At 72.1% G+C, this 22322-nt stretch carries 19 protein-coding genes; 8 read left to right on the top strand and 11 right to left on the bottom strand.

Features of this window, described 5'->3' with window-relative positions; genetic code table 11:
- Nucleotides 1-17: 17 nt before the first annotated feature.
- Entirely contained in the window at nt 18-923 is a 906-nt protein-coding gene (locus IE134_RS09015) for a class I SAM-dependent methyltransferase (RefSeq protein WP_050513712.1), read from the top strand.
- 69 nt (nt 924-992) lie between these two features.
- On the opposite strand, the gene IE134_RS09010 is transcribed toward IE134_RS09015, so the two are convergent.
- Nucleotides 993-2201 carry a cytochrome P450 gene (locus tag IE134_RS09010; RefSeq protein ID WP_030716284.1) on the bottom strand — a complete coding sequence of 403 codons (1209 nt, stop codon included), beginning with the start codon at nt 2199-2201 and terminating at the stop codon, nt 993-995.
- Nucleotides 2202-2260: 59 nt separating this feature from the next.
- Nucleotides 2261-3460 carry an acyltransferase family protein gene (locus IE134_RS09005; protein ID WP_098893994.1) on the bottom strand — a complete coding sequence of 400 codons (1200 nt, stop codon included), beginning with the start codon at nt 3458-3460 and terminating at the stop codon, nt 2261-2263.
- Nucleotides 3461-3682: 222 nt separating this feature from the next.
- Between IE134_RS09005 and IE134_RS09000 the strand changes: the two genes are divergently transcribed.
- On the top strand, nt 3683-5221 hold the full coding sequence (locus IE134_RS09000) for an MFS transporter (protein WP_078614431.1): 1539 nt from the start codon (nt 3683-3685) through the stop codon (nt 5219-5221).
- A complete protein-coding gene (locus IE134_RS08995; protein ID WP_050513715.1) occupies nt 5218-6297 on the top strand; it encodes a GDSL-type esterase/lipase family protein in 1080 nt (359 codons plus the stop codon). Before IE134_RS09000 ends, IE134_RS08995 begins: the two co-directional genes overlap by 4 nt.
- Nucleotides 6298-6408: 111 nt before the next feature.
- Here the strand turns inward: IE134_RS08995 and IE134_RS08990 are convergent, their stop codons facing one another.
- Both IE134_RS08990 and IE134_RS34530 read right to left on the bottom strand, forming a co-directional pair.
- The gene (locus tag IE134_RS08990; RefSeq protein WP_050513716.1) at nt 6409-6822 is read right to left on the bottom strand and encodes a DUF6841 family protein; all 414 of its coding nucleotides are present in this window, start codon (nt 6820-6822) and stop codon (nt 6409-6411) included.
- 35 nt (nt 6823-6857) lie between these two features.
- The gene (locus tag IE134_RS34530; RefSeq protein ID WP_050513717.1) at nt 6858-7544 is read right to left on the bottom strand and encodes a response regulator transcription factor; all 687 of its coding nucleotides are present in this window, start codon (nt 7542-7544) and stop codon (nt 6858-6860) included.
- Between the two features lie 273 nt (nt 7545-7817).
- Here IE134_RS34530 and IE134_RS08980 point away from each other — a divergent pair, with 273 nt between their 5' ends.
- From IE134_RS08980 to IE134_RS08965, 4 genes are read left to right on the top strand one after another with little or no spacing between them, the layout of a single operon-like run.
- Entirely contained in the window at nt 7818-9461 is a 1644-nt protein-coding gene (locus IE134_RS08980; RefSeq protein ID WP_229823445.1) for an HAL/PAL/TAL family ammonia-lyase, read from the top strand.
- Nucleotides 9445-10896: a phenylacetate--CoA ligase family protein gene (locus IE134_RS08975; protein WP_030716305.1), complete on the top strand. Its 1452-nt coding sequence runs from the start codon at nt 9445-9447 to the stop codon at nt 10894-10896. Before IE134_RS08980 ends, IE134_RS08975 begins: the two co-directional genes overlap by 17 nt.
- Before the next feature lie 16 nt (nt 10897-10912).
- Nucleotides 10913-12745, top strand: coding sequence for an asparagine synthase (glutamine-hydrolyzing) (gene asnB, locus IE134_RS08970; protein ID WP_098893996.1), 1833 nt, complete (start codon nt 10913-10915; stop codon nt 12743-12745).
- On the top strand, nt 12649-13839 hold the full coding sequence (locus tag IE134_RS08965; RefSeq protein ID WP_078614437.1) for a 3-deoxy-7-phosphoheptulonate synthase: 1191 nt from the start codon (nt 12649-12651) through the stop codon (nt 13837-13839). The genes asnB and IE134_RS08965 overlap by 97 nt, the downstream gene beginning before the upstream one ends.
- A 3-nt stretch (nt 13840-13842) precedes the next feature.
- On the opposite strand, the gene IE134_RS08960 is transcribed toward IE134_RS08965, so the two are convergent.
- From IE134_RS08960 to IE134_RS08930, 7 genes are all read right to left on the bottom strand, one after another.
- Entirely contained in the window at nt 13843-14142 is a 300-nt protein-coding gene (locus tag IE134_RS08960; RefSeq protein ID WP_030716320.1) for an ArsR/SmtB family transcription factor, read from the bottom strand.
- 114 nt (nt 14143-14256) lie between these two features.
- Nucleotides 14257-14904, bottom strand: coding sequence for a nitroreductase family protein (locus IE134_RS08955; protein WP_030716330.1), 648 nt, complete (start codon nt 14902-14904; stop codon nt 14257-14259).
- Between the two features lie 63 nt (nt 14905-14967).
- Nucleotides 14968-16683 (bottom strand): dipeptide ABC transporter ATP-binding protein, encoded by a 1716-nt coding sequence (locus IE134_RS08950; protein WP_189430134.1) that lies wholly within the window; start codon nt 16681-16683, stop codon nt 14968-14970.
- Entirely contained in the window at nt 16680-17555 is an 876-nt protein-coding gene (locus tag IE134_RS08945; protein WP_032768947.1) for an ABC transporter permease, read from the bottom strand. The genes IE134_RS08950 and IE134_RS08945 overlap by 4 nt, the downstream gene beginning before the upstream one ends.
- Entirely contained in the window at nt 17552-18499 is a 948-nt protein-coding gene (locus tag IE134_RS08940) for an ABC transporter permease (protein ID WP_098016557.1), read from the bottom strand. Before IE134_RS08940 ends, IE134_RS08945 begins: the two co-directional genes overlap by 4 nt.
- Entirely contained in the window at nt 18496-20142 is a 1647-nt protein-coding gene (locus tag IE134_RS08935; protein WP_229823439.1) for an ABC transporter substrate-binding protein, read from the bottom strand. The genes IE134_RS08940 and IE134_RS08935 overlap by 4 nt, the downstream gene beginning before the upstream one ends.
- 145 nt (nt 20143-20287) lie before the next feature.
- The gene (locus tag IE134_RS08930) at nt 20288-20923 is read right to left on the bottom strand and encodes a response regulator transcription factor (RefSeq protein WP_126931627.1); all 636 of its coding nucleotides are present in this window, start codon (nt 20921-20923) and stop codon (nt 20288-20290) included.
- Nucleotides 20924-21234: 311 nt separating this feature from the next.
- Between IE134_RS08930 and IE134_RS08925 the strand changes: the two genes are divergently transcribed.
- Nucleotides 21235-22287 (top strand): iron-siderophore ABC transporter substrate-binding protein, encoded by a 1053-nt coding sequence (locus IE134_RS08925; RefSeq protein WP_030716345.1) that lies wholly within the window; start codon nt 21235-21237, stop codon nt 22285-22287.
- Nucleotides 22288-22322: the final 35 nt, after the last annotated feature.

Below are 22322 nucleotides of genomic sequence, written 5' to 3'. Positions count from 1 at the left end.
ACCGAGGAGACCCGGACATGAGCAGCTCACCCGCCCCCGGAACGACCGAGACCCCGGACGGAGGGGCACCCGCGCCCGAGACGAACCAGGCCCCGGCAGCGGAGGAACCCGCCACCTCCGGCGAACGCTGGGAGTGGAACCAGGAGCGTTACCGCGACGGCGTCTTCAGCCACGCCGTCGCCACCGAACGCGAGCGGCTGACCCTGCTGGAGTCGGTCCTCGACCACCACACCCGCGCCCGCTTCGAGGCTCTCGGCCTCACCACGGGACACCGGGTCCTGGAGGTCGGCGGCGGGGGCGGATCCGTCGCCCGCTGGCTGGCCGGACAGGGCGCCGAGGTCACCGTCACCGACCTGGACACCACCTTCCTCGACGAACTGGCCGACGAGGGCGTCCGGGTGCTGCGCCACGACGTCTACACCGAGGACTTCCCGCCCGGCTCGTTCGACTTCATCCACGCGCGTTACGTCGTGATCCATCTGCCCGACCCGGAGAAGGCACTGGCCCGGCTCGTCGAGTGGCTGGCCCCCGGTGGGATCCTGGTCCTGGAGGAGCCCGCCTTCTTCCCGATCAAGGACTCGCCGCACCCGGCCTACCGCAAGGTGATGCGCGCCTTCCGGACCCACCTGGAGTCCGCCGTGGGCACGGACACCGAGTGGGCCCGCACCTTCCCCGTGCCGTTCGAGGGCAAGGGCCTCGGTCGCATCGGCTACGACGCGCGCTTCCAGCGGATCCGCGGCGGCGACGACGAGGCCCGCTGGTGGCAGCTGACCCTGGAGCAGACCCGGGAGGCGGTCGTCGCCGAAGGACTGGCCACCGACGAGGAGTTCGCCGCCGCCTACGCCGACCTGGACGACCCGTCCTTCCACGACCTCTCCCTCGCGGTCTTCACCGCCTGGGGCGTCAAGGAGTCCGGCGGCTGACCCGCCCCCGCCCCACGCGAAGGAGCGCCGGACGATCCCGTCCGGCGCTCTTTCACGTACGAGCCCCGCTCACCACTCCACGGGCAGCGCCTTCGGCCGGAGGGTCAGCAGTCCGCCCAGCCACTCGACGTCCTCGGCCGGCACGGCGAGCCGCAGCGTGGGCAGCCGCCTCGCCAGCACCCCGAACGCGACCTGGAGCTCCATCCGGGCCACGCCGACACCGGGGCAGTAGTGCGTCCCGTGGCCGAACGCGGCGTGCACCGCGTCGTCGCGGGTGATGTCCAGCTCCTCGGGGCGCGAGACGTGCCGGGTGTCGCGGCCCGCCGCGTGCATCACCGGGATGACCCCCTCGCCGGCCTTGATGGTGGTGCCCGCCAGCTCAACGTCCTCGGTGGCGATCCGCATGAAGCCGATCTCGGAGGGCGGTGCGTAGCGCAGGAGTTCCTCGGTGGCGCCGGGAACCAGATCCGGGTTTTCGGTGAGCAGCTTCCACTGGTCGGGGTGGCGCAGCAGCTGGTACAGCGCGCGGACGATGGCGCTGACCGTGGTGTCGTGCCCGGCGACCAGCAGATTGATCCCGAGCCAGACCAACTCCCGCTCGTCCAGGCGGTCGTTGTCGTCGCGGGCGGTGATCAGGGCGCTGAGCAGGTCGTCGCTGGGAGCTTCCCGGCGGCGGGCGATGAGTCCGGCGACGTACTGGGCCGACTCGGAGCGGGCGGCGAGCCGTTCCTCGGGGGTGTGGGCGGTGATGCTGACGAGGCGGTCCGTCCACTCCTGGAGCCGTTCGCGGTCCTCCACCGGGGCGCCGACCATCTCCGAGATCACCCAGACGGGCAGGACGGCCGCGAAGTCGTGGTGCAGGTCCGCCGGGCGCGGCCCCGCCTCCAGCCGGTCGATCAGTTCGTGGGCGATCTCCTCCACCCGGGCCCGCCACTTCTCAGCCTTGCGCGGGGTGAACGCGGGGGCGATGAGCCGGCGCAGCCGGTGGTGGTCCTCGCCCTCCTGGTTGAGGAGGTTGTAGGGGTTGTCGGAGAAGTCCTCGCCCTTGACCGTGCGGACGGCCCCGGGCTCGCGCAGCGCCGCCCGGGACAGCCTGCGGTCGGCCATCGCGGCGATGACCTCGTCGTAACCGGTCACCATGTGGGCGGTGTCGCCGCTCGGCAACTGCACCTGGGTGACGGGGCACTTGGCGCGGAGCTCCGCGTACGCCTCCGGTGGCTCGGCGAACGGGCGGACCGGGAACGGGTACTGAGGAAGCGTCAGGGGCGTGTCAGTCATCGGAAGTGCCTCTCTGGTGAGGGGGCGGTACCGGTGGGGGCCGGGGGACGTCGGGGTCCTCAGGCGGGCGCGCCGCCGCCGGTCCCGGGCAGGGCCGGGGCGGCGCCGGTCGGTGCGGGAGCCGCGGGTGATGAGGGCGGCGGGGCCGGGGCGTCGGGGCGCGAGCGGCCGAGGTACTTCATCGCGGGCCGCTCGACGGCGATGTGCAGCAGCCAGGAGATCGCCAGCGACAGGGCGAACGCGGCCCCGAGCAGGGCGACGGCCGCGGGGGTGGAGAAGGTGCGGCCCTCGCCGAGCAGCCGGTGGCCGTGCTGGAGGAGCAGCCGGTGGGTGAGGTAGAAGGCGAACGACCACTCGCCGAGCCGTACGAGGACGGGCCCGGCGAGGAAGGAGCCGCGCCCGGCGACGTCCCGTCGGGCGACCGCGACGATCAGCAGCCCGATCGGTACGACCGTTGCGCTGGTGAGGCCGTAAAGGAAGGGGAGTCGCAGCGATATCGCGTAACCGACTGCCAACAGGGCGACCGCGACGGGCACGTTGACCGGGATGCGCCGGCCCGTCAGAACCATCCGGGCCAGCAGGATGCCGAGGACGAACTCCAGGGTCCGGCCGATGGGCAGGACGTAGGTGAACCAGAACTGCTCCTCGGAACCCGAACCGAAGGGCAACGGATCGCCCGGCGGCAGTAGTTCGGAGAGCAGCGGCAGCAGGGGTACGGCCGCGGCCGATGCGACGGCCCACAGCCACAGCCGCTCGGGGGCGATCCGGCGGACGGCGAGGATCAGCAGCGGAAAGGCGAGGTAGAAGAAGACCTCGGCGGAGAGCGACCAGCTGACGTCGTTGAGGCTGGAGAAGACGTCCCGGTCGGGCACCCAGGTCTGGACGAGGAAGAGGTTGGGGACCGCCTGGCGCACTCCGGCGGGGGTGCCGGCCGAGGCGAGCAGGGCCAGTGCGGCCCCCCAGGTCACGATGTGCAGGGGGTAGACCTTGGCCGCGCGGCGGCGCCAGAAGCGGCGGGCCGTGTCGTCGGGGCGGGCCGACCAGGTCAGGACGAAGCCGCTGAGCACGAAGAAGAAGCTGACTCCCAGCCAGCCCGCGTTCGCCGTGAGTTCCGCGTACGCCGAAGCCAGTCGGGCGTCGGCGAAGGGCGCTTGGAGGGAGGCGTGGAACGCGAAGACGAAGAGGACGGCGACGAAGCGCAGTCCGGTGAGGGAGGGGAGGCGTGACCGGTTCGCGGACCGGGATGGATCCGTGGGCATGACGTGCTCCGGGGATGAGACACCGAGAACTTTTATAGTTCGTCAACTATCGAATCATAGGGTCGGCCACGTTCGACCCACAAGGGTCGGTGCCCCTGGAGTGCCCCGTTTCGACTCTCACTCTCCGTCAAGATTGTTTGCCGCAAGACGATTTCACTGCTACGTTCATCGGAAATCGTTGGCTAGCAGACTGTTGTCTGCCGGATCGAATGGCGGCAAACGATGTCGGACCCACAGGTGACCTCGCGTACGGCGGGAACACTGGGCGGTCGCAAGCAGATCGCCCTGCTCGTGCTCTGTGCGCAGCTGTTCCTGGACTCCATGGACGTCTCGCTGATGGGCGTCGCCCTGCCCGAGCTCAAGGACGATCTGGGGCTGAGCGCCGAAGAGCTGCAATGGATCATCTCCGGCTACGCGGTCGCATACGGAGGGTTCCTGCTGCTCGGCGGGCGCGCCGCCGACCTCTTCGGCCGACGGCGGATGTTCTTCTGGGGCACCGCGGTCTTCGCCGTCGCCAGCCTGGCGGGCGGCTTCGTCTCGGACGGCACCCTGCTGATCGTCAGCCGGGTGATCAAGGGCGTCGCGGCGGCGTTCATCGCCCCGGCCGCGCTCTCGATCATCATGACCACCTTCAAGGAGGGCCCGGAGCGAAACCGCGCGGTGGGTATCTTCTCCCTCACCGGGGCCAGCGGTTACGCGGCCGGGCTCGTGCTCTCCGGTGTGCTCACCGAACTCAACTGGCGGCTGACCTTCTTCGTGCCGTTCGTCATCGCCGCTCTGGTCCTGGCCGCCGTCCGCTACGCGGTCTCGCCCGACCCGGTGCGGGACGGCGAGCGCCCGGGCTTCGACGCCTTCGGCGCGGTGACCGCGACCGGCGGTGTGCTGCTGCTGGTCTTCGCCCTGACCCGGGCCCCCGAGGTGGGCTGGGGCTCGGTGACGACCGTGCTCTCGCTGGTGGCGTCCGTCGCCCTGCTCGTCGCCTTCGTCATCATCCAGAACCGCCGGGCCGAACCCCTTGTCCAGCTCTCCATCTTCCGTTCGCGGACCCTGTCCACGGCCAATGTCGTCGGGCTCACCTGGGCCTGCGCGACGATCGGCTGGCAGTTCGTCGCCCTCCTCTACCTCCAGCAGGTGCTGGACTACAGCGCCCTGGGCGCGGGCGCCGCGATCGTCCCGATGGCCGCGGCCATCCTCGTCACGGTCAATGTCACCCCGCGCGTCATCAACCGCTTCGGGCTGCGCGTCCCGGCCGTGGCCGGGCTGCTGCTCCAGGGTCTCGGCATCCTGCTCTTCCTGCGCGCCGACGAGAGCAGTAACTACGTCACGGTCCTGCTGCCCGCCCTGGTCCTGCACGGCATCGGCAACGGGCTCAGCTTCCCCAGCTTCAACGTCGCGGGCGTCAGCGGGGTCGCCGACGAGCAGCAGGGACTGGCCACCTCCCTCATCCAGTCCGCCCTGCAACTGGGCGGCGGGCTCGGGGTCGCGGTGGCCGCCGCGGTCCTCGCCACCGGCGGCGACGAGGGTGGACTCGCCTCCTACCACCGGGCGTTCCTGGCCGTGGGCCTCTTCTCGCTGGCCGGCGCGCTGGCCGCCGCGCTGGGGCTCGGACCGGCCCGTACACCGGAGCCGGACGGCGCGGCGGACGCCCCCGACGCTGACGACGCGGCGGACGGACCCCAGGGCGCCCCCGGCGCGACGGGCGCCCGTAAGGGAACGGCCGACGGCTCCGATCCCGCGGTCCTGGAGCGTGAGGGCGCATGACCACCGGTACCGCCCGCGCCCCGGGCGCCGCCGTGGAGCGGCTCGTCCCCGGCGATCCCCGGCTCTCCTTCGACGGGATCGCCGGCTGGGACCGGGGCAGCGGCGCCCGGCTGCCCCTGCGGATGCCGGTGGACCGGCTCGCCACCGCCATGTCGGCCAACTTCTCCCGGCTGGCCCGCACCACCGCCGGGGTCCGCTTCGCGGTCCGCACCGACGCGACAGCCCTGGAGCTGGAGGTGGATCTCGACCCCGGCGGCTCACCCCTGGACATCCGGGTCGACGGCATCCTGGCCCACCGCTGGACCGGCGGCCCCGGCCGCCACCGGGTCGCCTTCCCGCTGCCCGTCACCGACGGCACCCCCGCCGACGTCGAGGTCTGGCTTCCGCACCTCGCCGTCACCCGGATCGGGGCGGTGACCCTGCGTGGCCACCGCCACCTGCTCGCGGCGGCGCGCACGGGCCGCCGGCTCCTGGTCCACGGCAGCTCACTGACCCACTGCATGTACGCCGCAGGGCCCTCCGAGACCTGGCCGGCCCTGGTCGCGGCGGAGCACGGCTGGCGGCTGCGCAACCTAGGGTTCGCGGGGGAGGCGTACCTGGACCCGGTGGTGGCCCGCACGATCCGGGACACCCCGGCCGACCTGATCACCCTGGAACTCGGCATCAACGCCTACATCCGGGGCGCGTTCACCGCCCGCAGCTGGGGCCCGGCCGTCTGCGGGTTCCTCGACACCGTCCGCGACGGCCATCCGGACACCCCGGTCGTGGTGCTCACCCCCTTCTCCTCGCCCGATCGTGAACGGGCCGTCAACAGTGCCGGGTTGACCCTGGAGGGCGCCCGGTCCCTGACCGCGGAGGCGGTCCGGGTCCTGCAACGGCTGGGCGACCGCCACCTCCACCTGCTGGACGGGCTCGCCGTCGCACCCGTCGCGGACGCCGGGGAGCTGTACGCCGACGGCCTCCACCCCACAGCCGAGGGCGAGCATGTCCTCGCGGGCCGGATCGGGGCGGAGCTCGCGAGCATCCCGCCGGGCCCCGCAGCCGCACCCGAGTCCGACGAGGACGCCCCTGGCTGAGCGACGCCCGCCGCCCGGACCCGGCAGAGGCCGCCCCCGGTTCCGTACCGCACACAGCAGAGGCCGCCCCCGGTACGGAACCGGGGGCGGCCTCTGCCGTGTGACCGGCCGTCAGCCGGCCGTGAAGCCGATCCGGGCCAGCACCCCCCAGCGGCCCTCCTGCCGGGTGAGCACATAGACCGACTCGAACGAGCCGAGCGGACGGTCCTCGGCGTCGTAGCGGGCGAACCGGACCTGGGCGTGGACCTGGTCGGCCGAGGTCTGGATCAGCTCGACCTTCTCCCAGCCGCTGTGGTCCCAGCCGGTGGCCACCAGCTGAGCCACCTCGGGCGTGGCGCTCTCGACGTAGATATCGGGCGTCTCCCAGACGGTGACCGCACCGTCGTGGATCCGCAGATGGGGGAAGTGCAGCGTCCGCGTCCAGGCGGGCACGGAACGGCTGTTGAGGGCGGCGAGGAACGCGTCGAGGGCCGCGCGGGCCCCCTCGGTGTCCTGGACGGCGGGCGGGACGGCGGGTGCGGACAACGGGAAGCCCTTCGGTTCGGGTGGGATCGGTCCGGTCAGGCCGAGACACAGGGGACTCCGCGGGTACGGACCACCGCCTGGATGCGGTTCTTCATTCCGAGTTTTCGCAGAATGTTGGACACATGGAATTTTACGGTCTTTTGGCTGAGCGAGCAGGCGTCGGCAATCTCAGCATTCGAAATTCCCGACGCCATGAGATTGAATATCTCCCGCTCACGGGGAGTGAGTTCGGACACGCTCGGCGACGGCCCGGGGTCAGGGCGCGGCAGATGCGGGAGAATTCCTTCGATGATCAGGGCCGCAATCCCGTAGGGCAGGAATGCCTCGTTCCGGAAAACTACCCGCACCGCGGTCACCAGCTCACGCAGCGGGGCGTTGTGGCAGACGAACCCCCGCACGTCCGACCGGAGATAGCCGAGGATCCGATCGACCCGGTCGTCGCGCAGCATCACGATGATCCGGGGCCGCCGGGCGTCCGGCGGGCCGGCCGTCAAAGGCGCCGGCAGGAGGGCGATCACCTCGTCGACCGGCACGCCGGGCGCGTCCTCCACCAGCACCACATCCGGTTCCTCCCGGGCTGCCTGACCGGTCGTCAGGAGCCGGATGCCGGGAGTGCGGCCGAGGGCGGAGGCGATCCCGGCGGTGAACAGCGAGCTGTGACCGGGGGCCAGGAGAACCCGCACGGTCCCGTCGGGCCGCGGGGCCGGACCGGTGGAAGACATCGACAACCTCCGGGTGCTGGAAGACCTGAACCGTGCCAGTGGCGAGAATAGGACCCAGAGAATCGGAACTCCAAAGATTCCGGCAGTGAAATGTTCTTGTAACTCTGTTCACAGTGCCGTGACAATACGGCGGGCCACGTCGGAGGTCCGGGCCGATACCCGGTCTCCGGACCAGGGTCCACCCGGTCCGTCGGCAGAAGAAATTCGGCAGTCCGCCGGCGAAGTATGGGGGTGTCATCAAAAAAAGTCCCCGGTACCCCTGGAGTTGTGAAGGTGAACGACTGGACCGCCCCTTCCCGTATCGCGCTGGACGGCAGCTCCCTGACCCTCCGCGACATCGTGCGCCTCGCCCGCCCCGAGGAGGCGCGGCCACCGGTCGCCGCGGTGCTGGACCCGGCCGCCGCCCGGGCCGCCGAGGCCAGTGTCGGGCTGCGCGACCGGCTGATGGCGGAGCGCAGACCGATCTACGGCGTCACCACGGGGTTCGGCGACAGCGTCACGAACCAGATCAGCCCCGAGCGCGCCGCACAGCTCCAGCACAACCTGATCCGCTACCACCTCAACGGGGTGGGCCCGAACGCGCCGGCCGACGTCGTCCGCGCGACCCTCCTCATCCGCGCCAACTGCCTGGCCCTCGGCAACTCCGGCATCCGCCCCCTGGTCGTCGACCGCCTCCTCGCCCACCTCAACGCCGACATCCTCCCGCTCGTCCCCGAACGCGGCTCCCTCGGCGCCAGCGGCGACCTCGTCCCCCTCTGCTACGTCGCCGCCACGCTCCTCGGCGACGGGGACGCCCAGGTCGGCAAGCACGTCCTGCCGGTCGCCGAGGCCCAGCGCGAGGCGGGCATCGCACCGGTGGCGCTGGAGGCCAAGGAGGGCCTCGCCCTCATCAACGGCACCTCGTTCACCACCGCGTTCGCCGTGCTGGCCGCCCACGACGCGGCCGGTATCGCCACCGCCGCCGAGATCGTCACGGCCTTCGTCAGCGAGGCGCTCCTCGGCAACGCCTCGCACTTCGCGGAGTTCCTGCACCGGGCCAAGCCCCACCCCGGACAGGTCGCCTCGGCAGCCCACCTGCGCCGGCTGCTCGCCGGGTCGCGGCTCTCCACCACGTACGAGGAGATCCTCGCCGAGGCCGGACGCCTGGAGGACCGCGACTTCCGGGAGCTGGAGGTCCGCATCCAGGACCACTACTCGGTGCGGTGCGCGCCCCAGGTGATCGGGGTGCTCCGCGACACCCTGTCCTGGGTGGAGCCCTGGCTGACCACCGAGGTCAACGCCTCCACGGACAACCCGCTCTTCTCCGTCGAGGAGGAACGCCCGCACCACGGCGGGAACTTCTACGCGGGCCATGTCGGCCAGGCGATGGACAGCCTGAAGACCGCCACCGCCAACATCGCCGACCTGCTCGACCGGCAGCTCGCCCTGATCATCGACCCGAAGTTCAGCGGCGGCCTGCCCGCCAACCTCGTACCGCCCGAACTCAGCGCCGAGGCCGGGCTGCACCACGGATTCAAGGGCATGCAGATCGCCGCGTCCGCCGTCACCGCGGAGGCCCTGAAGACCGCCCTGCCCGCCACCGTCTTCTCCCGGTCCACCGAGGCGCACAACCAGGACAAGGTCAGCATGGCCACCACCGCTGCCCGCGACGCCCGCACGGTCAACGAACTGACCGGTCAGGTCGCCGCCATCGCCCTGCTCGCCGCCGCCCAGGCGCTCGACCTGCGCGGCCTCGACCGGGCGGCACCGCGCACCCGCGCCGTGCACGCCCTGATCCGCGCCCACGCTCCGTACGCCGACCGCGACCGCCGGATGGACCAGGACATCGCGGCCGTCGCCCGCCTCATATCCGACGGAAGCCTGGCCCGCGCGGCCGGCACCGCTGACGAGAGGGAACCCCATGCTGCTGCTTCGTGACACCACAACCACCCGGGAGATCGCCGACACCGTCCGCGACCACACCGCACTCGTCCGCGACAGCCACGCGGGCCACCCCGACCGGGCCCACCTGGGGCGGAAGTTCACCGCCACGCTGCGGGCCGCCGCCGGGTCCGGGCTCTACGACACCATCCTGGACGCCGCACTGGTCGCCGACGCGGACGGCACCGAACCGGAGAAGGCCATCGACGCGCTCCTGGGGAAGCTGCCCTTCCTGCCCAAGCAGGCGCTGAGCGAGGGCGGGCACCGTGCCTTCACCCGGGGACTCTCGGAGTTCCTGCACTACTACGAGTCCTCCGGCACCACCGGCAACCCGGTCGCCGCCCCCAAGGCCCTGGACGACCTCGTCGCCAACACCATCAACATCGGGGAACTCTGGGCCCGCATCCTCTCCCCGGCCGACCGCGCCCTCATCCTCATCAACGCACCCTTCGCCCCGGCCGCGTACCAGTTCGAGAAGGTTCTCGAATACCTCCAGGTCCTCTCGCTGCGCCCCTGGGTCGACAACATCACCGGCGACTACACCCGCGTCCTGCGCCTCACCCGCGAACTCGGCGTCAACGTCTTCGTCGGACCGCCCTCCCGGCTGCTGGAGATGATCCAGTTCGCCTACCGCAACGACGAGCCCGTGCCCGCCTTCGACAAGCTGTTCCTGATGGCCGAACAGACCGGGCCCGCCTTCGTCCGCCACCTGGAACGCCTCACCGGGGCCCGCGCCTACGTCGCCGCCTACGGCTCGTCCGAGACCGGCACCACCGCCGTCACCTGCGAACACCGCAACCTGCACCTCCAGACGCAGAGTTACGTCCTCGAACTCGACGACCCCGAGCGGGGACCGCGCAGGGTCGACGGCACCCCCGACCGGGGCGAACTCGTCGTCACCACCCTCGACATCCTCGCCCGCCCCCTGCTGCGCTACCGCACCGGCGACCTCGTCGAGATCACCGGGACCGAATGCCCCTGCGGGGTCGCCACCCCGCTGCTGCGTACCCTCGGCCGCTCCCAGGACCTCATCACCCTGGAGGGCAACGGCATCCGGCAGAACGACGTCGAGTCCGCCCTGTGGGCCGAACTCCCGGACGGTGACCCGGGATCGGGCGTCCAGGTCCTCAACTACATGCTCGTCGTGCAGGACCGGACGATCCTGTGCCTGGCCACCACCACGGGCCCGGCCGACGACACCTGGCGCGAGGCCACCGCGAGACGCCTCGCCGGACTCTTCCCCGGCTTCGAACTCGCCCTGCGGACCGTCGAGAAGCTCCCGCCGCTCGCCTCGCTCGGCCAGTACCTCGGCTGGAAGCTCTCCCGGGTCCTCGACCTCAACGACGAACGCAACTGGGACCGGCTGCCCGCCCCCATCCGGGGCGTCGTCGAGACCACGCTCGCCGAGTACGCCTCCACCCCCCGCGGCTGACGAGAGAGGGACGACCATGTGTGGCATAGCAGGGTGGCTCGACTGGGAACGCGACCTGACTCGCGAGAGCGGAACCGTCCGCCGCATGGCGGACACCCTCGCGCGCCGCGGCCCCGACGACTCCGGGGTCTGGACGGCGACGCGCATCGGCCTCGGACACCGCCGCCTCGCCGTCATCGACCCGGAACTCGGCCGCCAGCCCATGACCGAGCACGGCGGCGACGACGGGCGCGAACGCGCCGTCGTCTCCTTCAGCGGCGAGATCCACAACTACCGCGAACTGCGCACCGAACTCACCGCCCGCGGACACCGCTTCCGTACCGCGTCCGACACCGAGGTACTGCTCGCCGCCCACCGGGAGTGGGGCCCGAGGGCCATCGAGCGGTTCGCCGGGATGTTCGCGTACGCCCTGTGGGACATCGCCGAACAGACCCTGTACCTCGGCCGCGACCCCCTCGGCGTCAAACCCCTCTACTACGCCGAACACCCCTCGGGCCTGGTCTTCGGCTCCGAACCCAAGGCCCTCTTCGCCTCCGGCCTGATCCGCCCCGAGGTCGACGCCGAGGGCCTCACCGACGTGTTCACCGTCGCCGCCAGGCGCCCCGGCGACGCCGTCTACCGCGGGGTGCGCCAACTGCTCCCCGGCCATCTCCTCACCGTCCGCCGGGGTGCCACGACCGCCCGCCGCTACTGGCAGCTCACCACCGCCCCGCACGAGGACGACGAGGCCACCACCGTCGCCACCGTCCGCTCGCTGCTGGACCGGATCGTCGGCGAACAGACCGTCGCCGACGTGCCGCTCGGCGCGCTGCTCTCCGGCGGCATCGACTCCAGCGCCATCACCGCGATCGGCGCGCGGGCCCTGGCCGCCGACGCCCGCGGACCGCTCGCCACCTACTCCGTCGACTTCGCGGGCAGCGAGGAGGACTTCCAGGCGGACGCCCTGCACGTCTCCCGCGACGCGCCCTACGTCCGGGCCGTCGTCGACCACGTGGGTACGAAGCACAGCGAAGTCCTCGTCGAACCCGCCTCCCTGCTCGCGGAGTCGGGCGTCACTCTGCGCGCCCGGGACTACCCCGGCGTGGGCGACCTCGACGTCTCCCTCTACCTCCTCTTCCGCGAGGTCCGCCGGCATCTCACCGTCGCCCTGTCCGGCGAGGGCGCCGACGACGCCTTCGGCGGCTACCCGTGGTTCGCGAGCGAGGCGGCGCGCCCCAGCGGAGGATTCCCCTGGTCCGCCGGGGTCAAGGACCGCAACGCCGTCCTCTCGCCCGAACTGCGCGGCCACCTCGACCTGCACGAACGCCTCGACGCCCGCTACCGGGAAGCCCTGGACGAAGTCCCGTACCTCGACGGGGAGAGCGACGTCGACCGGCGAATGCGCGAGGTCTACTACCTCCAGCACACCCGCTTCCTGCCCTTCCTCCTCGACCGCAAGGACCGGATGAGCATGGCCAACGGCCTGGAGGTGCGCGTCCCGTTCTGCGACCACCGCCTGGTGGAGTACGTGTGGAACGTGCCCTGGCGGCTCAAGCGCCTCGGCGGCAGCGAAAAGGGGCTGCTGCGCGCCGCGGTCGAAGACGCCCTGCCCGCCGAGGTCGTCCACCGGCCCAAGAGCGGCTTCCCCGTCGGCCAGAGCCCCGAGTACCTGGAGTCCGTGCGCACGGCGGTCTCCGACATGATCGAGTCCGACGGGCCCGCGATGCGCCTGCTGGACGCCGGCACCCTGCGCGCCATGGTCCGCGACCAGGCCTGGGTGAACGGCACCTTCACCCCGCCGCCGATCCTGCCGCGCGCGCTCCAGCTCAACGACTGGCTGACCGCCTACGACGTACGGGTCGTGCTGTGAGCCGTCCGGACGCCGGCCTCGCCCAAGCCCCGCCGCTCGTCTTCGCGGGCGAGGTCGACCAACTGCGCGACCGGCTCGCCGCCGTGGCGCGCGGTGAGGCCCTCCTCCTCCAGGCCGGCAACGGGTCCGGGGCGGCGGCCGGGCTCTCCGCCTCCGCCGTCCGGGGCACCCTGCAGACCCTCCTCCAGATGAGCGCCGTCCTGACCTACGCGGCCTCGGTGCCGGTGGTGAAGGTGGGCCGGATCGCGGGCCACTACCCCGCGCCCCGCACCGGCGACCCCGGGCTGCCGACACGCACGTACCAGGCGGCCGCCTCGACGCTGAACCTGGTGCGGGCCTTCACCACCGGCGGCGAGGCCGATCTGAGCCAGGTGCACGCCTGGAACCGGGAGTTCGTCACCGCCTCCCCGGCCGGGCAGCGGTACGAGGCGGTGGCCCGCGGGATCGACAGGGCACTGGCCTTCATGAAGGCGTGCGGCACCGACCCGGCGGAGCTGCGGTCGGTCGAGTTCTACGCCGCGCACGAGGTGGAGCGGCTGGACTACGCGGCGGCGCTGACCCGCACCGACTCCCGTACGGGTGCGCCGTACGCCACCTCGGGCCACCTGGTCCGGATCGGCGACGGAGACCGGCCACCGGGGGAGGACCACGTCGGCTTCGCCGCCCGGATCGCCAACCCGGTCGCGGTACGGCTCGGCCCGGCCGCCACGGTCGACGAGGCGCTCGGGTACGTCGACCGGCTGGACCCGGACCGCGAACCGGGGCGGCTGACCTTCGCGTTACAGCTGGGCGCGGACCGGGTCCGCGATCTGCTGCCCGAACTGGTGGAGAAGGTGACCGCATCCGGCGCCCGCCCGGTCTGGGTGACCGACCCGGAGACGTCCTCGGGGGTGCCCGGCTTCGACGACGTCCTCGACGAGGTGCGCGGCTTCTTCGAGGTGCACCGGAGCCTGGGCACCCACCCGGGCGGCATCCGCACCGAGCTGACCGGCGACGACGTCACCCGGGACCGGGAGCGCTCGCTCGACCTGGCGTTCCGGGTCGCGGAGTTCGCCCGAAGCCGAGAGCCCGGAGCCCCGAGCCCGGGGCTGTGAGCGTCAGGCGGCCTTCAGCGCCACGTCGAGCAGCCCGGGGAACCGGGCGTCGAGGTCCTCACGGCGCAGCGACATGTAGCGGTGGGTGCCCTCGATACGGGTGTGGGTCACGCCCGCGTCGCGCAGCACCTTCAGATGGTGCGAGAGCGTCGACTTGGAGAGCGGGATGTCCAGGGCCCCGCAGGACTGCTCGTCGACGCCGACCAGGCCGCGGACGATGGAGAGCCGCGTGGGATCGCTCAACGCGTGGAAGACCGCGGTCAGCTCGATGTCGGACCGGGCCGGGTGGCTGAGGGTACGCACGAAACCCTCTCCTCTCGCTGGTCTTCGTAGGTTCGCACATCATCGAACCATGGGCAACCGCGCCCGGGGACGGCGCGGTTGCCCACCGACGGCGAACGCACGGCCGCCCGGCTGCTACCAGGCGTCCCAGTGCGCGATCTCCTTCGCCTCGACCCGGGGGCCCGGCCGGAAGTCCGTGCCGATGGTGTGCGCGAGCGGGATCAGCGCGGTCTGGAGCACCGTCTCGTACGGGATGCCGAGCAGCTCGGCGGCCTCCTTCTCGTAGTGCAGGTGCGGGGTGGTCCAGGCGGTGCCGAGCCCCCGGGAACGGGCCGCCAGCATGAACTGCCAGACGGCCGGGAGGATCGATCCCCAGGTGTTGGCCTGCCCGACGTGCGAACCGTTCTCGTGCCGGCCCTGGACCCGGATGCACGGGACGAGCAGCACCGGCACCTCGTGCAGATGGTCGTAGAGGTACTGCGCGCTGTCCGCGATCCGCTGCCCGCGCACCAGATCGCCCCGGTTCACCCCGTCCCGGACGACCTGCTGCCGCGGCCGGGCGAGCCCCAGCCGGTAAAGGTTCGCCAGCGCGGCGCGCTTCTCGGGGTCGGTGACCAGGACGAAGTCCCAGCGCTGCCGGTTGCGGCCGGTGGGGGCCTGGGTGGCGAGTTCGAGGCACTCCTCGATCAGCTCGCGTTCCACCGGCCGGTTCAGATCGAGCCGTTTGCGTACCGCCCGGGTGGTGGTCAGCACTTCGTCGGCGGTGAGGTCGAGCGGGGGCATGGAGCTCCGTCCGTGGGGAGAGGGGGATCAGATGCGTACGGGAAGGTTGGCGCGAGGAAGAGTTCAGGAGGCGTGGTCCGGCAGGCGCGGCACCGAGGCGAGCAGCGTGCGGGTGTACGGGTGGGCCGGCGCGCCCAGCACCTCGGCGACCGGCCCCTGCTCGACGACCACACCGTCGCGCATCACCAGCACCCGGTCGCTGACCTGCTGCACCACCGCCAGGTCGTGCGAGATGAACAGCATGGCCAGCCCGTAGGTCTCCCGCAGCCGGGCCAGCAGCTCCAGCACCTGCGCCTGCACGGTCACGTCGAGCGCCGAGACCGGCTCGTCGCAGACCAGCAGCCGGGGCCCGGTCGCCAGGGCGCGGGCGATGGCCACCCGCTGCCGCTGGCCCCCCGAGAGCCGGGCGGGCCGGCGCTCCAGCAGCTCCGGGTCCAGACCGACCTGGTCCAGCAGCTCGGCGGCCCGTTCCCGCCGCCGCACCGCCCGTGCGGGCCCGGCCACCGACAGGGCTTCGTCCAGGATGCGCCGTACGGTGAACCGCGGGTCGAACGAGCCCAGCGGGTCCTGGTGGACCAGCTGGATGTCCCGGCGCAGCGGGCGTCTGCGCCGTTCGTCCAGCGCGCTCCACGGCCCGCCGTCGAGCAGCACCTCGCCCTCGTCGGGAGCGAGCAGCCCCATCGCCAGCGCGGCCAGGGTGCTCTTGCCCGACCCGGACTCGCCCACCACGCCCAGTGTCTCGCCGGGGGCCACCGTGAAGTCGACGTGGGAGACGGCCGTGCGCCTCCCGCCGCCGGGGGAGGCGTACCGCTTGACCAGACCCGTCCCCGACAGCAGCGGCCGTACGTCGCCCTCGCCCGCCGGGGCCCTGGGCGCGGGCTCCGGTGGCCTGCGGCCGGGCACCGAGGCGATCAGCGTCCGGGTGTACGGGTGGACGGGCGCGCCCAGCACGTCCGCCGCCGGACCGGACTCCACCACCCGCCCGTCCGTCATCACCGCGATCCGGTCCGCGAGCTGCGCCACCACCGCCAGGTCGTGGCTGATCAGCAGCAGCGCGGTGCCCGACTCCTTGAGCTCCCGCAGGAGTTCCAGCACCCGGGCCTGGACCGTGACGTCGAGGGCGGTCGTCGGCTCGTCCGCGACGATGACCCGGGGGCCGCCCGCCGTCGCCGAGGCGATCAGGGCCCGCTGCCGCAGCCCGCCGGAGAGCTGATGCGGATACTGCCGCGCCCGCACCTCGGGCTCCGGCACCCCGGCGCCCGCGAGCAGCGCGTTCACCCGGCCCGGGACCTCGGCGCGGGTGGCCAGGGAGTGGACGAGGAGCGGTTCGGCGACCTCGGCGCCGATCCGGCGCAACGGGTCGAGGGCCCCGAGCGCGTCCTGCGAGACGAGCCCGACGACCCGGCCGCGCACGGTCCGCCAGTCGCGCTCCCGGAAGCCGGTGGCGTCCCGCCCGTTCACCCACAGGCCCTCGGCACGGACCGCCGCGTCGGGCCCGGCGAGGCCGATGAGGGACCGGGCGGTGACGCTCTTGCCGGAGCCCGACTCGCCGACGAGCGCCAGGCATTCGCCGGGGGCGAGGGTGAGCGAGACGTCGTGGACGACGGTACGACGGCGGCGGCCGTGGCCGAAGGAGACGGTGAGCGAGCGGACGGCAAGGGCCGAGGCGGTCGGATCGGGAGGGCTCGCCGCATCGGGCCCATCCGGCGCGTCCTCCGTGTTCGCCGCGTCAGCCGGGTCCGGCGCGTCCGGCGCGGGCTCGGTCGTGGATACGGTCATCTGCCGGGCCTGCCTTCGAGTCCGATGTGCAACTGCCGTCCGACGACGGTGACGGCCACCACCGACAGGGTGATCGCCGCCCCCGGGAACACCGCGATCCACCAGGCGCTCTGGAGCGCGTCCCGGCCCTGGGCGAGCATCGCCCCCCACTCCGGGGTGGGGGCCTTCGGGCCGAGGCCGAGGAAGCTGAGCGCGGAGCCGGCGATGATCGCCGTGCCGACCCCGAGCGTCGCGGGCACGACCAGCGGGCCGAGGGTGTTGGGCACCACATGGCGCAGCACCACGGTCCGGCGGCGCAGCCCGAGCCCGATCGCCGAGCGGATGTACTCCGCCCGGCGCACCACCTGGGCCTGCCCCCGGACGAGACGGGCGTACCCGGGCACGGAGGAGACCGCGATGGCGAGCGCCGCGTTGACCGAACTGGGGCCCACGACGGCGATCACCAGCAGCGCCAGCAGCAGTTCGGGCAGCGCCAGCATCACGTCCATGGACCGCATCGCCACCTGGTCCGCGAACCGGCCGAGCAGCGCCGAGGGCAGCCCGATCAGCAGACCCACCAGCACTCCGAGCGCGGTGGCTCCGACGCCGAGCAGCAGCGAGTGGCGAGCCCCGTGGACCACCCGGGCGTACACGTCGCGGCCGAGCTGGTCCGTGCCGAACCAGTGCTCCCCGCCGGGCGGCAGCAGGGCGGCCACCGGGTCGGCGTCCGTCGGGGAGGCCGGGGCCAGCAGCCCGGGCGCGACGCAGGCGAGCGCCGCGACGACGAGGACCGCCACGGACAGCAGCAGTCCGGGCCGGAACGTCGCCAGCCGTTCCCGCAGCGGTACGAAGGAGGGCCGGGCGATGGCCGCTTCGGTGGGAGGTGAGGTCATGCGGGGCTCCTGAGCCGCGGGTCGGCCCACAGGCACAGCAGATCCGCGAAGGCGTTGACGACGAGGTAGACGGCGGCGGACAGCAGGACGAGCCCCACGACCACGGGGATGTCCCGGTTGGAGATGGCGTCCAGCGCCACCCGGCCGAGCCCCGGCCGGGCGAACACGGTCTCCACCATCACCGTTCCGCCCAGCAGCCCGCCCGCCAGCCATCCGCTGAGTGTCACGGCGGGCACGGCGGCGTGCCGCAGGGCGTGCCGCAGCCGCAGGGCGGTGCCGCTCAGCCCCCGGGAGCGGGCGGTGAGCGCGAACGGCTGGTGCAGGGCGGCCTCCATGCCCTCCCGGAGCACCTGCGCGAGCAGCGACCCGAAGGGCACCGCCAGCGTCACGACGGGCAGCACCAGGGACCGCCAGTCGCCCGCACCGGCCACCGGGAAGAGGTTCAGCCGGAACGAGAACACCGTCAGCAGCACGATCCCGAGCCAGAACGCGGGGGTGGAGACGGCGACCAGCTCGGCCCCCGACACCGCCCCCCGCACCCGGCGCCGGCGCCCCGCGGTGGCGGCGGCCGTGACCAGTGCCCCCGCCACCAGCAGGACCAGTGCGCTCAGCGACAACTGGGCTGTGTCGCCGAGCTGTTCGCCGATGATCAGCGAGACGGGCTGCTGCTGCTGGTAGGAGCTGCCCAGATCGCCGGTGGCCAGCCGCCCGAGGAACGCGGCGTACTGCACGGCCAACGGGTCGTCCAGGCGGTACTCGCGCAGGATCTCCTGGCGCAGCGCCGCCGAGTCGGTCGCCGAAGCCCCCAGCAGCGTGGTCACCGGGTCGCCGGGAACGAGGTGGAGCACCAGGAAGGCCAGGCTCGCCGCGCCCCACAGCACCAGCACGGCCCCGACGGCCCGGTGCAGCAGCCAGCGGGCCGCCGGTGGGAGGCGCCGGTTCACCTCGTGGTCTTCCAGACCCCGGCGAACTGGGGCCAGGCGTTGGCGTCGAACGTCAGCCCGTCGGCCTTGCGGGAGACGCCGACGGTGGTCACCGGCACGTACAGGGGGAGCACGGTGGCGTGGTCGACGGCCCAGCGCTCCACCTTGGCGTACGACTTCTCCCGCTCGGCGGGCCGGGACTCTGCCGCACCGGCCCGCAGCCAGGCGTCGACCTGCTTGTCCCGGGTGCGCGAGACGTTCTGGCCGCCGGCCGACGGCAGGTTGGTGGAGAGGTAGAAACCGGCCAGGATCGCCGGGTCGGCGCGGACCCAGGCGTTGTCCCACACGTCGTAGTCGCCCTTGCCGTACCGCTCGAAGTAGGCGCCGGTCTCCACCGGGTCGCGGACCAGGTCGATGCCGTTCTTCTTCAGCTCGGCCTGTACCGCCTCGCCGAGCACATCGCGCTGGTCGCGCACCAGCGCGCCGATGAACGGCCAGTGCAGGGAGAGCCGTTCACCGTCCTTGACGCGGTAGCCCTGGGCGTCCTTCTTGCTCCAGCCGGCCTCGTCGAGGAGTTTCGCGGCGGCGGCCGGGTCGTGGCTGATCGCCCCTTCGATGGCGCCGTCGTAGGCGGCGGGGGTGGTGGGGCCGAGCGGGCTCCAGGCGCGCTCGTACTCGCCCCGGTAGATGCTCTTGATCAGGGCGCCGACGTCGACGGACTGCTGGAAGGCCCGGCGCACCCGCTCGTCGCGCAGCGGGCCCCGGTCGGTGTTGAGGTAGAGGGAGTACGAGGCGCCGGGCGCCTGGCGCCGGTTCAGCCGCAGCGAACTGTCGCGCTGGACGGCCTTGGCGGAGGTGACCGGCAGGGCCGCCGCGTCGACCTGGCCGCTGGTCAGGGCGCCGGAACGGACGGAGTCCTCCGGCAGGAAGCGGACGACGAGCTTGTCCAGGAGCGGCGGGCCCTGGTGCTTCGCGCCCGCGGGGGACCAGGCGTAGTCGTCGTTGCGGGCGAACTCGGCCCGGTCGTTCTTGACGTACCGCACCGAGCGGAACGGGCCGGTGCCCACCGAGTACTTCCCGCCCGCGCACAGCTGGTCCTTGAACTTCGTCAGCGAGGTGGGCGAGGCGATGCCGAGGTAGGGGGTGCTGGCGGCCTGCAGGAAGGGGATGTTGGGCTCGGAGAAGGCGATCTCGATGCGGTGCTTGCCGAGCACCTTGCTGCCGCTGTAGGGGCCGAGCAGCGCGGAGGCGTAGAGCGACTTGGTGGCGGGGGCCTTGATGTGCTCCAGGTTGGCCTTGACGGCGGCGGCGTCGAAGGGGGTCCCGTCGTGGAAGGTCACGTCGTCGCGGAGTTCGAAGGTGTAGGTGCGGGCGTCCTTCGACACGGTCCAGGACGTCGCGAGCCAGGGGTGGAGCTTGCCGTCGCCGTCCAGCTGGACCAGCGAGTCGAAGACGTTGCGCTGGACGACGGCGGTGATGTCGCCGGGGCTGGTGTGCGGGTCGAGGCACGAGGTGCCCACGGCGGCGGCGTAGGTGAACGTGCCCCCGCGCACCGGCTCGCCGCTCTTCCCCTCGCCCTGCTCGCCGCCGCCTCCACAGGCGGTCAGGGAAACCAGCAGGGCGGTCGCGGTGGCGGCGGTGGTCGCGGCGGGTCGTCTGGGCATGTGCCTCTCCATACGTGTGGTGCGAAGCGCGGGTGGGCGGAGCGGGGCTCCCGCGGGTGCTGTCACGGGGCCCGGGGCACGGGCCGTCGCGGGACCGGCGTCGGAGCCGGTCCCGTCACGGGCGTGCTGAACACCCCCTGGGGGGTCAGGCGGCCGTTTCCCGGCCGCGCGACTGCGCGGCGTGGACGACGGCCTGGATGCGGTTGCGCATGCCGAGTTTGCGCAGGATGTTCGAGACGTGGAACTTCACGGTCTTGCTGCTCAGGCCGCAGATCTCGGCGATCTCCGCGTTGGAGCGGCCTTCCGTGAGCAGGAGATGGATCTCCCGTTCCCGGACGGTCAGCGGTGCGGTTCGGGGCGGCAGTTGTGCGGGCGGGGCGAGCGGGGATTCCAGGGACACGTCGTCGGGTCCGTGGGGCAGGGCGGTTTCTATGACGCGCCGGGCCACGTCATGGGTGAGGAACGCCTCGCCGCGGGCGGTGGCCCGGAGGGCGGAGAGCAGGACGTCCGGGGCGGCGTCGACCGAGACGAACGAGCGGACGCCCAGGCGGAGATAGCCGAAGACGCGATGGGCGCAGGCGGTTTCCATAACGATCAGCGCGCGGGTGGCGCGCGTCTCGCCGTACGGGCGGAGGGCCCTGCCGACGGCTTCGGCGACCGGGACGGTGGGGACGTCCTCGATCAGAACCACGTCGGGAAGGACCGGACGAGGAGCCCGGCCCGCCGCCCGGCGGACCACGAGCATCTCGAAACCGGGCTCCTCCTGGAGTAATGCCGTCATGCCGGCGGTGAGCAACGACGTTGTGCCGGGGGCCAGTACGCGGATCGCACTTCGCCCCCGTGGCGATGCCTCGAAGTGCAACATGAGGCTCGACGGTACGAAATTTTCGTCTGTGAGTCAATCATCTAGGTGCAGATTAAATGTTGCGCGATTGTGTCGACTCCCCGGTTTCCTGTGCGTTCCGCGACGGCTTCTGCTAGGGCGTCGGCCGCGTCTGTGGCTGGTGGTGACGGAGGGGTGTGTTTGAGCCACCGACCCCTCTCGCTTAGGCTTGCCTAACCTTCATTGCTCGGCCAACCTGAGGACCCTCCATGCTCGGCTTCACCCGCGTGCGCCGCCACACTCTCGCCGCCACGGCCACCACCGTCGCTCTCGCCGTCGCCCTGGTCGGCTGCTCCTCGGACGGCGACGGGGACAAGAAGGACGGGGCGAAGGACTCGGCCAAGAGCGGTGGCGCCTTCCCCGTCTCGATCAAGAGCTCGCTCGGCACCGCGAAGATCGAGGAGAAGCCCGAACGCATCGTCACCCTCGGCCAGGGCTCCGCCGAGACCGCGATAGCCCTCGGCCAGACCCCGGTCGGCATCGAGAGCTACCCGTGGGGCAGCGACAAGTCCGGCTACCTGCCGTGGATCAACGAAGCCGTCAAGAAGTCCGGCGACAAGCTCCCGAAGCAGTTCACGGGCGGCGAGGAGATCGACTTCGAGGCGATCACCGAGCTGGAGCCGGACGTCATCCTCGCCCCCTGGTCGGGCATCACGCAGAAGCAGTATGACGTCCTCAAGGACATCGCCCCCACGGTCGCCTACCCCGACCAGGCGTGGAGCACCGACTGGGACCAGCAGATCGACATCATCGGCAAGGCGCTCGGCCGCACCGAGGACACGAACGGTCTCAAGACGAAGATCGAGAAGCAGCTCGCCGACGCCGCGGCCACCCGGCCGAACTACAAGGACGTCACCTTCTCGTACATCTACAACTCCGGCCCCGGCACCCTCGGCGTCTTCAAGCCCGAGGAGCAGCGCGTCAAGATGGTCTCCTCGCTCGGCCTGAAGGTCGACCCGGTCGTCAACGGCTTCAAGGAGACCCCCGGCACCGACTCGGCCCTCATCGGCCTGGAGAACGCCGAGAAGCTCAAGGACAGCGACCTCGTCTTCACGTTCTACACGGACGCGAAGAACCGCAAGGAGATCGAGGGCCAGAAGCTGTACGGCGAGATCCCCGCGATCAAGAAGGGCGCCGTCGTCGCGAGCAACGACAACTCCTTCGTCACCGCCTCCTCGATCATCAACCCGCTGACCGTGCCGTGGACGATCGAGCGCTACCTGCCGCTCATCGACGAGGCCGTCAAGACCGCCGGCAAGTAACCCCGGCCGGGTATCCGGACCGCCGAGCCCACAAG

The organism is Streptomyces rubiginosohelvolus (assembly GCF_014649875.1).
Classification (GTDB): domain Bacteria; phylum Actinomycetota; class Actinomycetes; order Streptomycetales; family Streptomycetaceae; genus Streptomyces; species Streptomyces rubiginosohelvolus.
This window is presented reverse-complemented; position numbering and strand designations above follow the sequence as displayed.

Bases quoted from the DNA above. Each gene is read 5' to 3' on its own strand.
- IE134_RS34530 (WP_050513717.1), bottom strand. From the start codon at position 7,544: ATGTCTTCCACCGGTCCGGCCCCGCGGCCCGACGGGACCGTGCGGGTT.
- IE134_RS08925 (WP_030716345.1), top strand. From the start codon at position 21,235: ATGCTCGGCTTCACCCGCGTGCGCCGCCACACTCTCGCCGCCACGGCC.
- IE134_RS08945 (WP_032768947.1), bottom strand. From the start codon at position 17,555: ATGACCTCACCTCCCACCGAAGCGGCCATCGCCCGGCCCTCCTTCGTA.
- IE134_RS08930 (WP_126931627.1), bottom strand. From the start codon at position 20,923: ATGACGGCATTACTCCAGGAGGAGCCCGGTTTCGAGATGCTCGTGGTC.
- IE134_RS08995 (WP_050513715.1), top strand. From the start codon at position 5,218: ATGACCACCGGTACCGCCCGCGCCCCGGGCGCCGCCGTGGAGCGGCTC.
- IE134_RS09000 (WP_078614431.1), top strand. From the start codon at position 3,683: ATGTCGGACCCACAGGTGACCTCGCGTACGGCGGGAACACTGGGCGGT.
- IE134_RS09010 (WP_030716284.1), bottom strand. From the start codon at position 2,201: ATGACTGACACGCCCCTGACGCTTCCTCAGTACCCGTTCCCGGTCCGC.
- IE134_RS09015 (WP_050513712.1), top strand. From the start codon at position 18: ATGAGCAGCTCACCCGCCCCCGGAACGACCGAGACCCCGGACGGAGGG.
- IE134_RS08955 (WP_030716330.1), bottom strand. From the start codon at position 14,904: ATGCCCCCGCTCGACCTCACCGCCGACGAAGTGCTGACCACCACCCGG.
- IE134_RS08975 (WP_030716305.1), top strand. From the start codon at position 9,445: ATGCTGCTGCTTCGTGACACCACAACCACCCGGGAGATCGCCGACACC.
- IE134_RS09005 (WP_098893994.1), bottom strand. From the start codon at position 3,460: ATGCCCACGGATCCATCCCGGTCCGCGAACCGGTCACGCCTCCCCTCC.
- IE134_RS08935 (WP_229823439.1), bottom strand. From the start codon at position 20,142: ATGCCCAGACGACCCGCCGCGACCACCGCCGCCACCGCGACCGCCCTG.
- asnB (WP_098893996.1), top strand. From the start codon at position 10,913: ATGTGTGGCATAGCAGGGTGGCTCGACTGGGAACGCGACCTGACTCGC.
- IE134_RS08950 (WP_189430134.1), bottom strand. From the start codon at position 16,683: ATGACCGTATCCACGACCGAGCCCGCGCCGGACGCGCCGGACCCGGCT.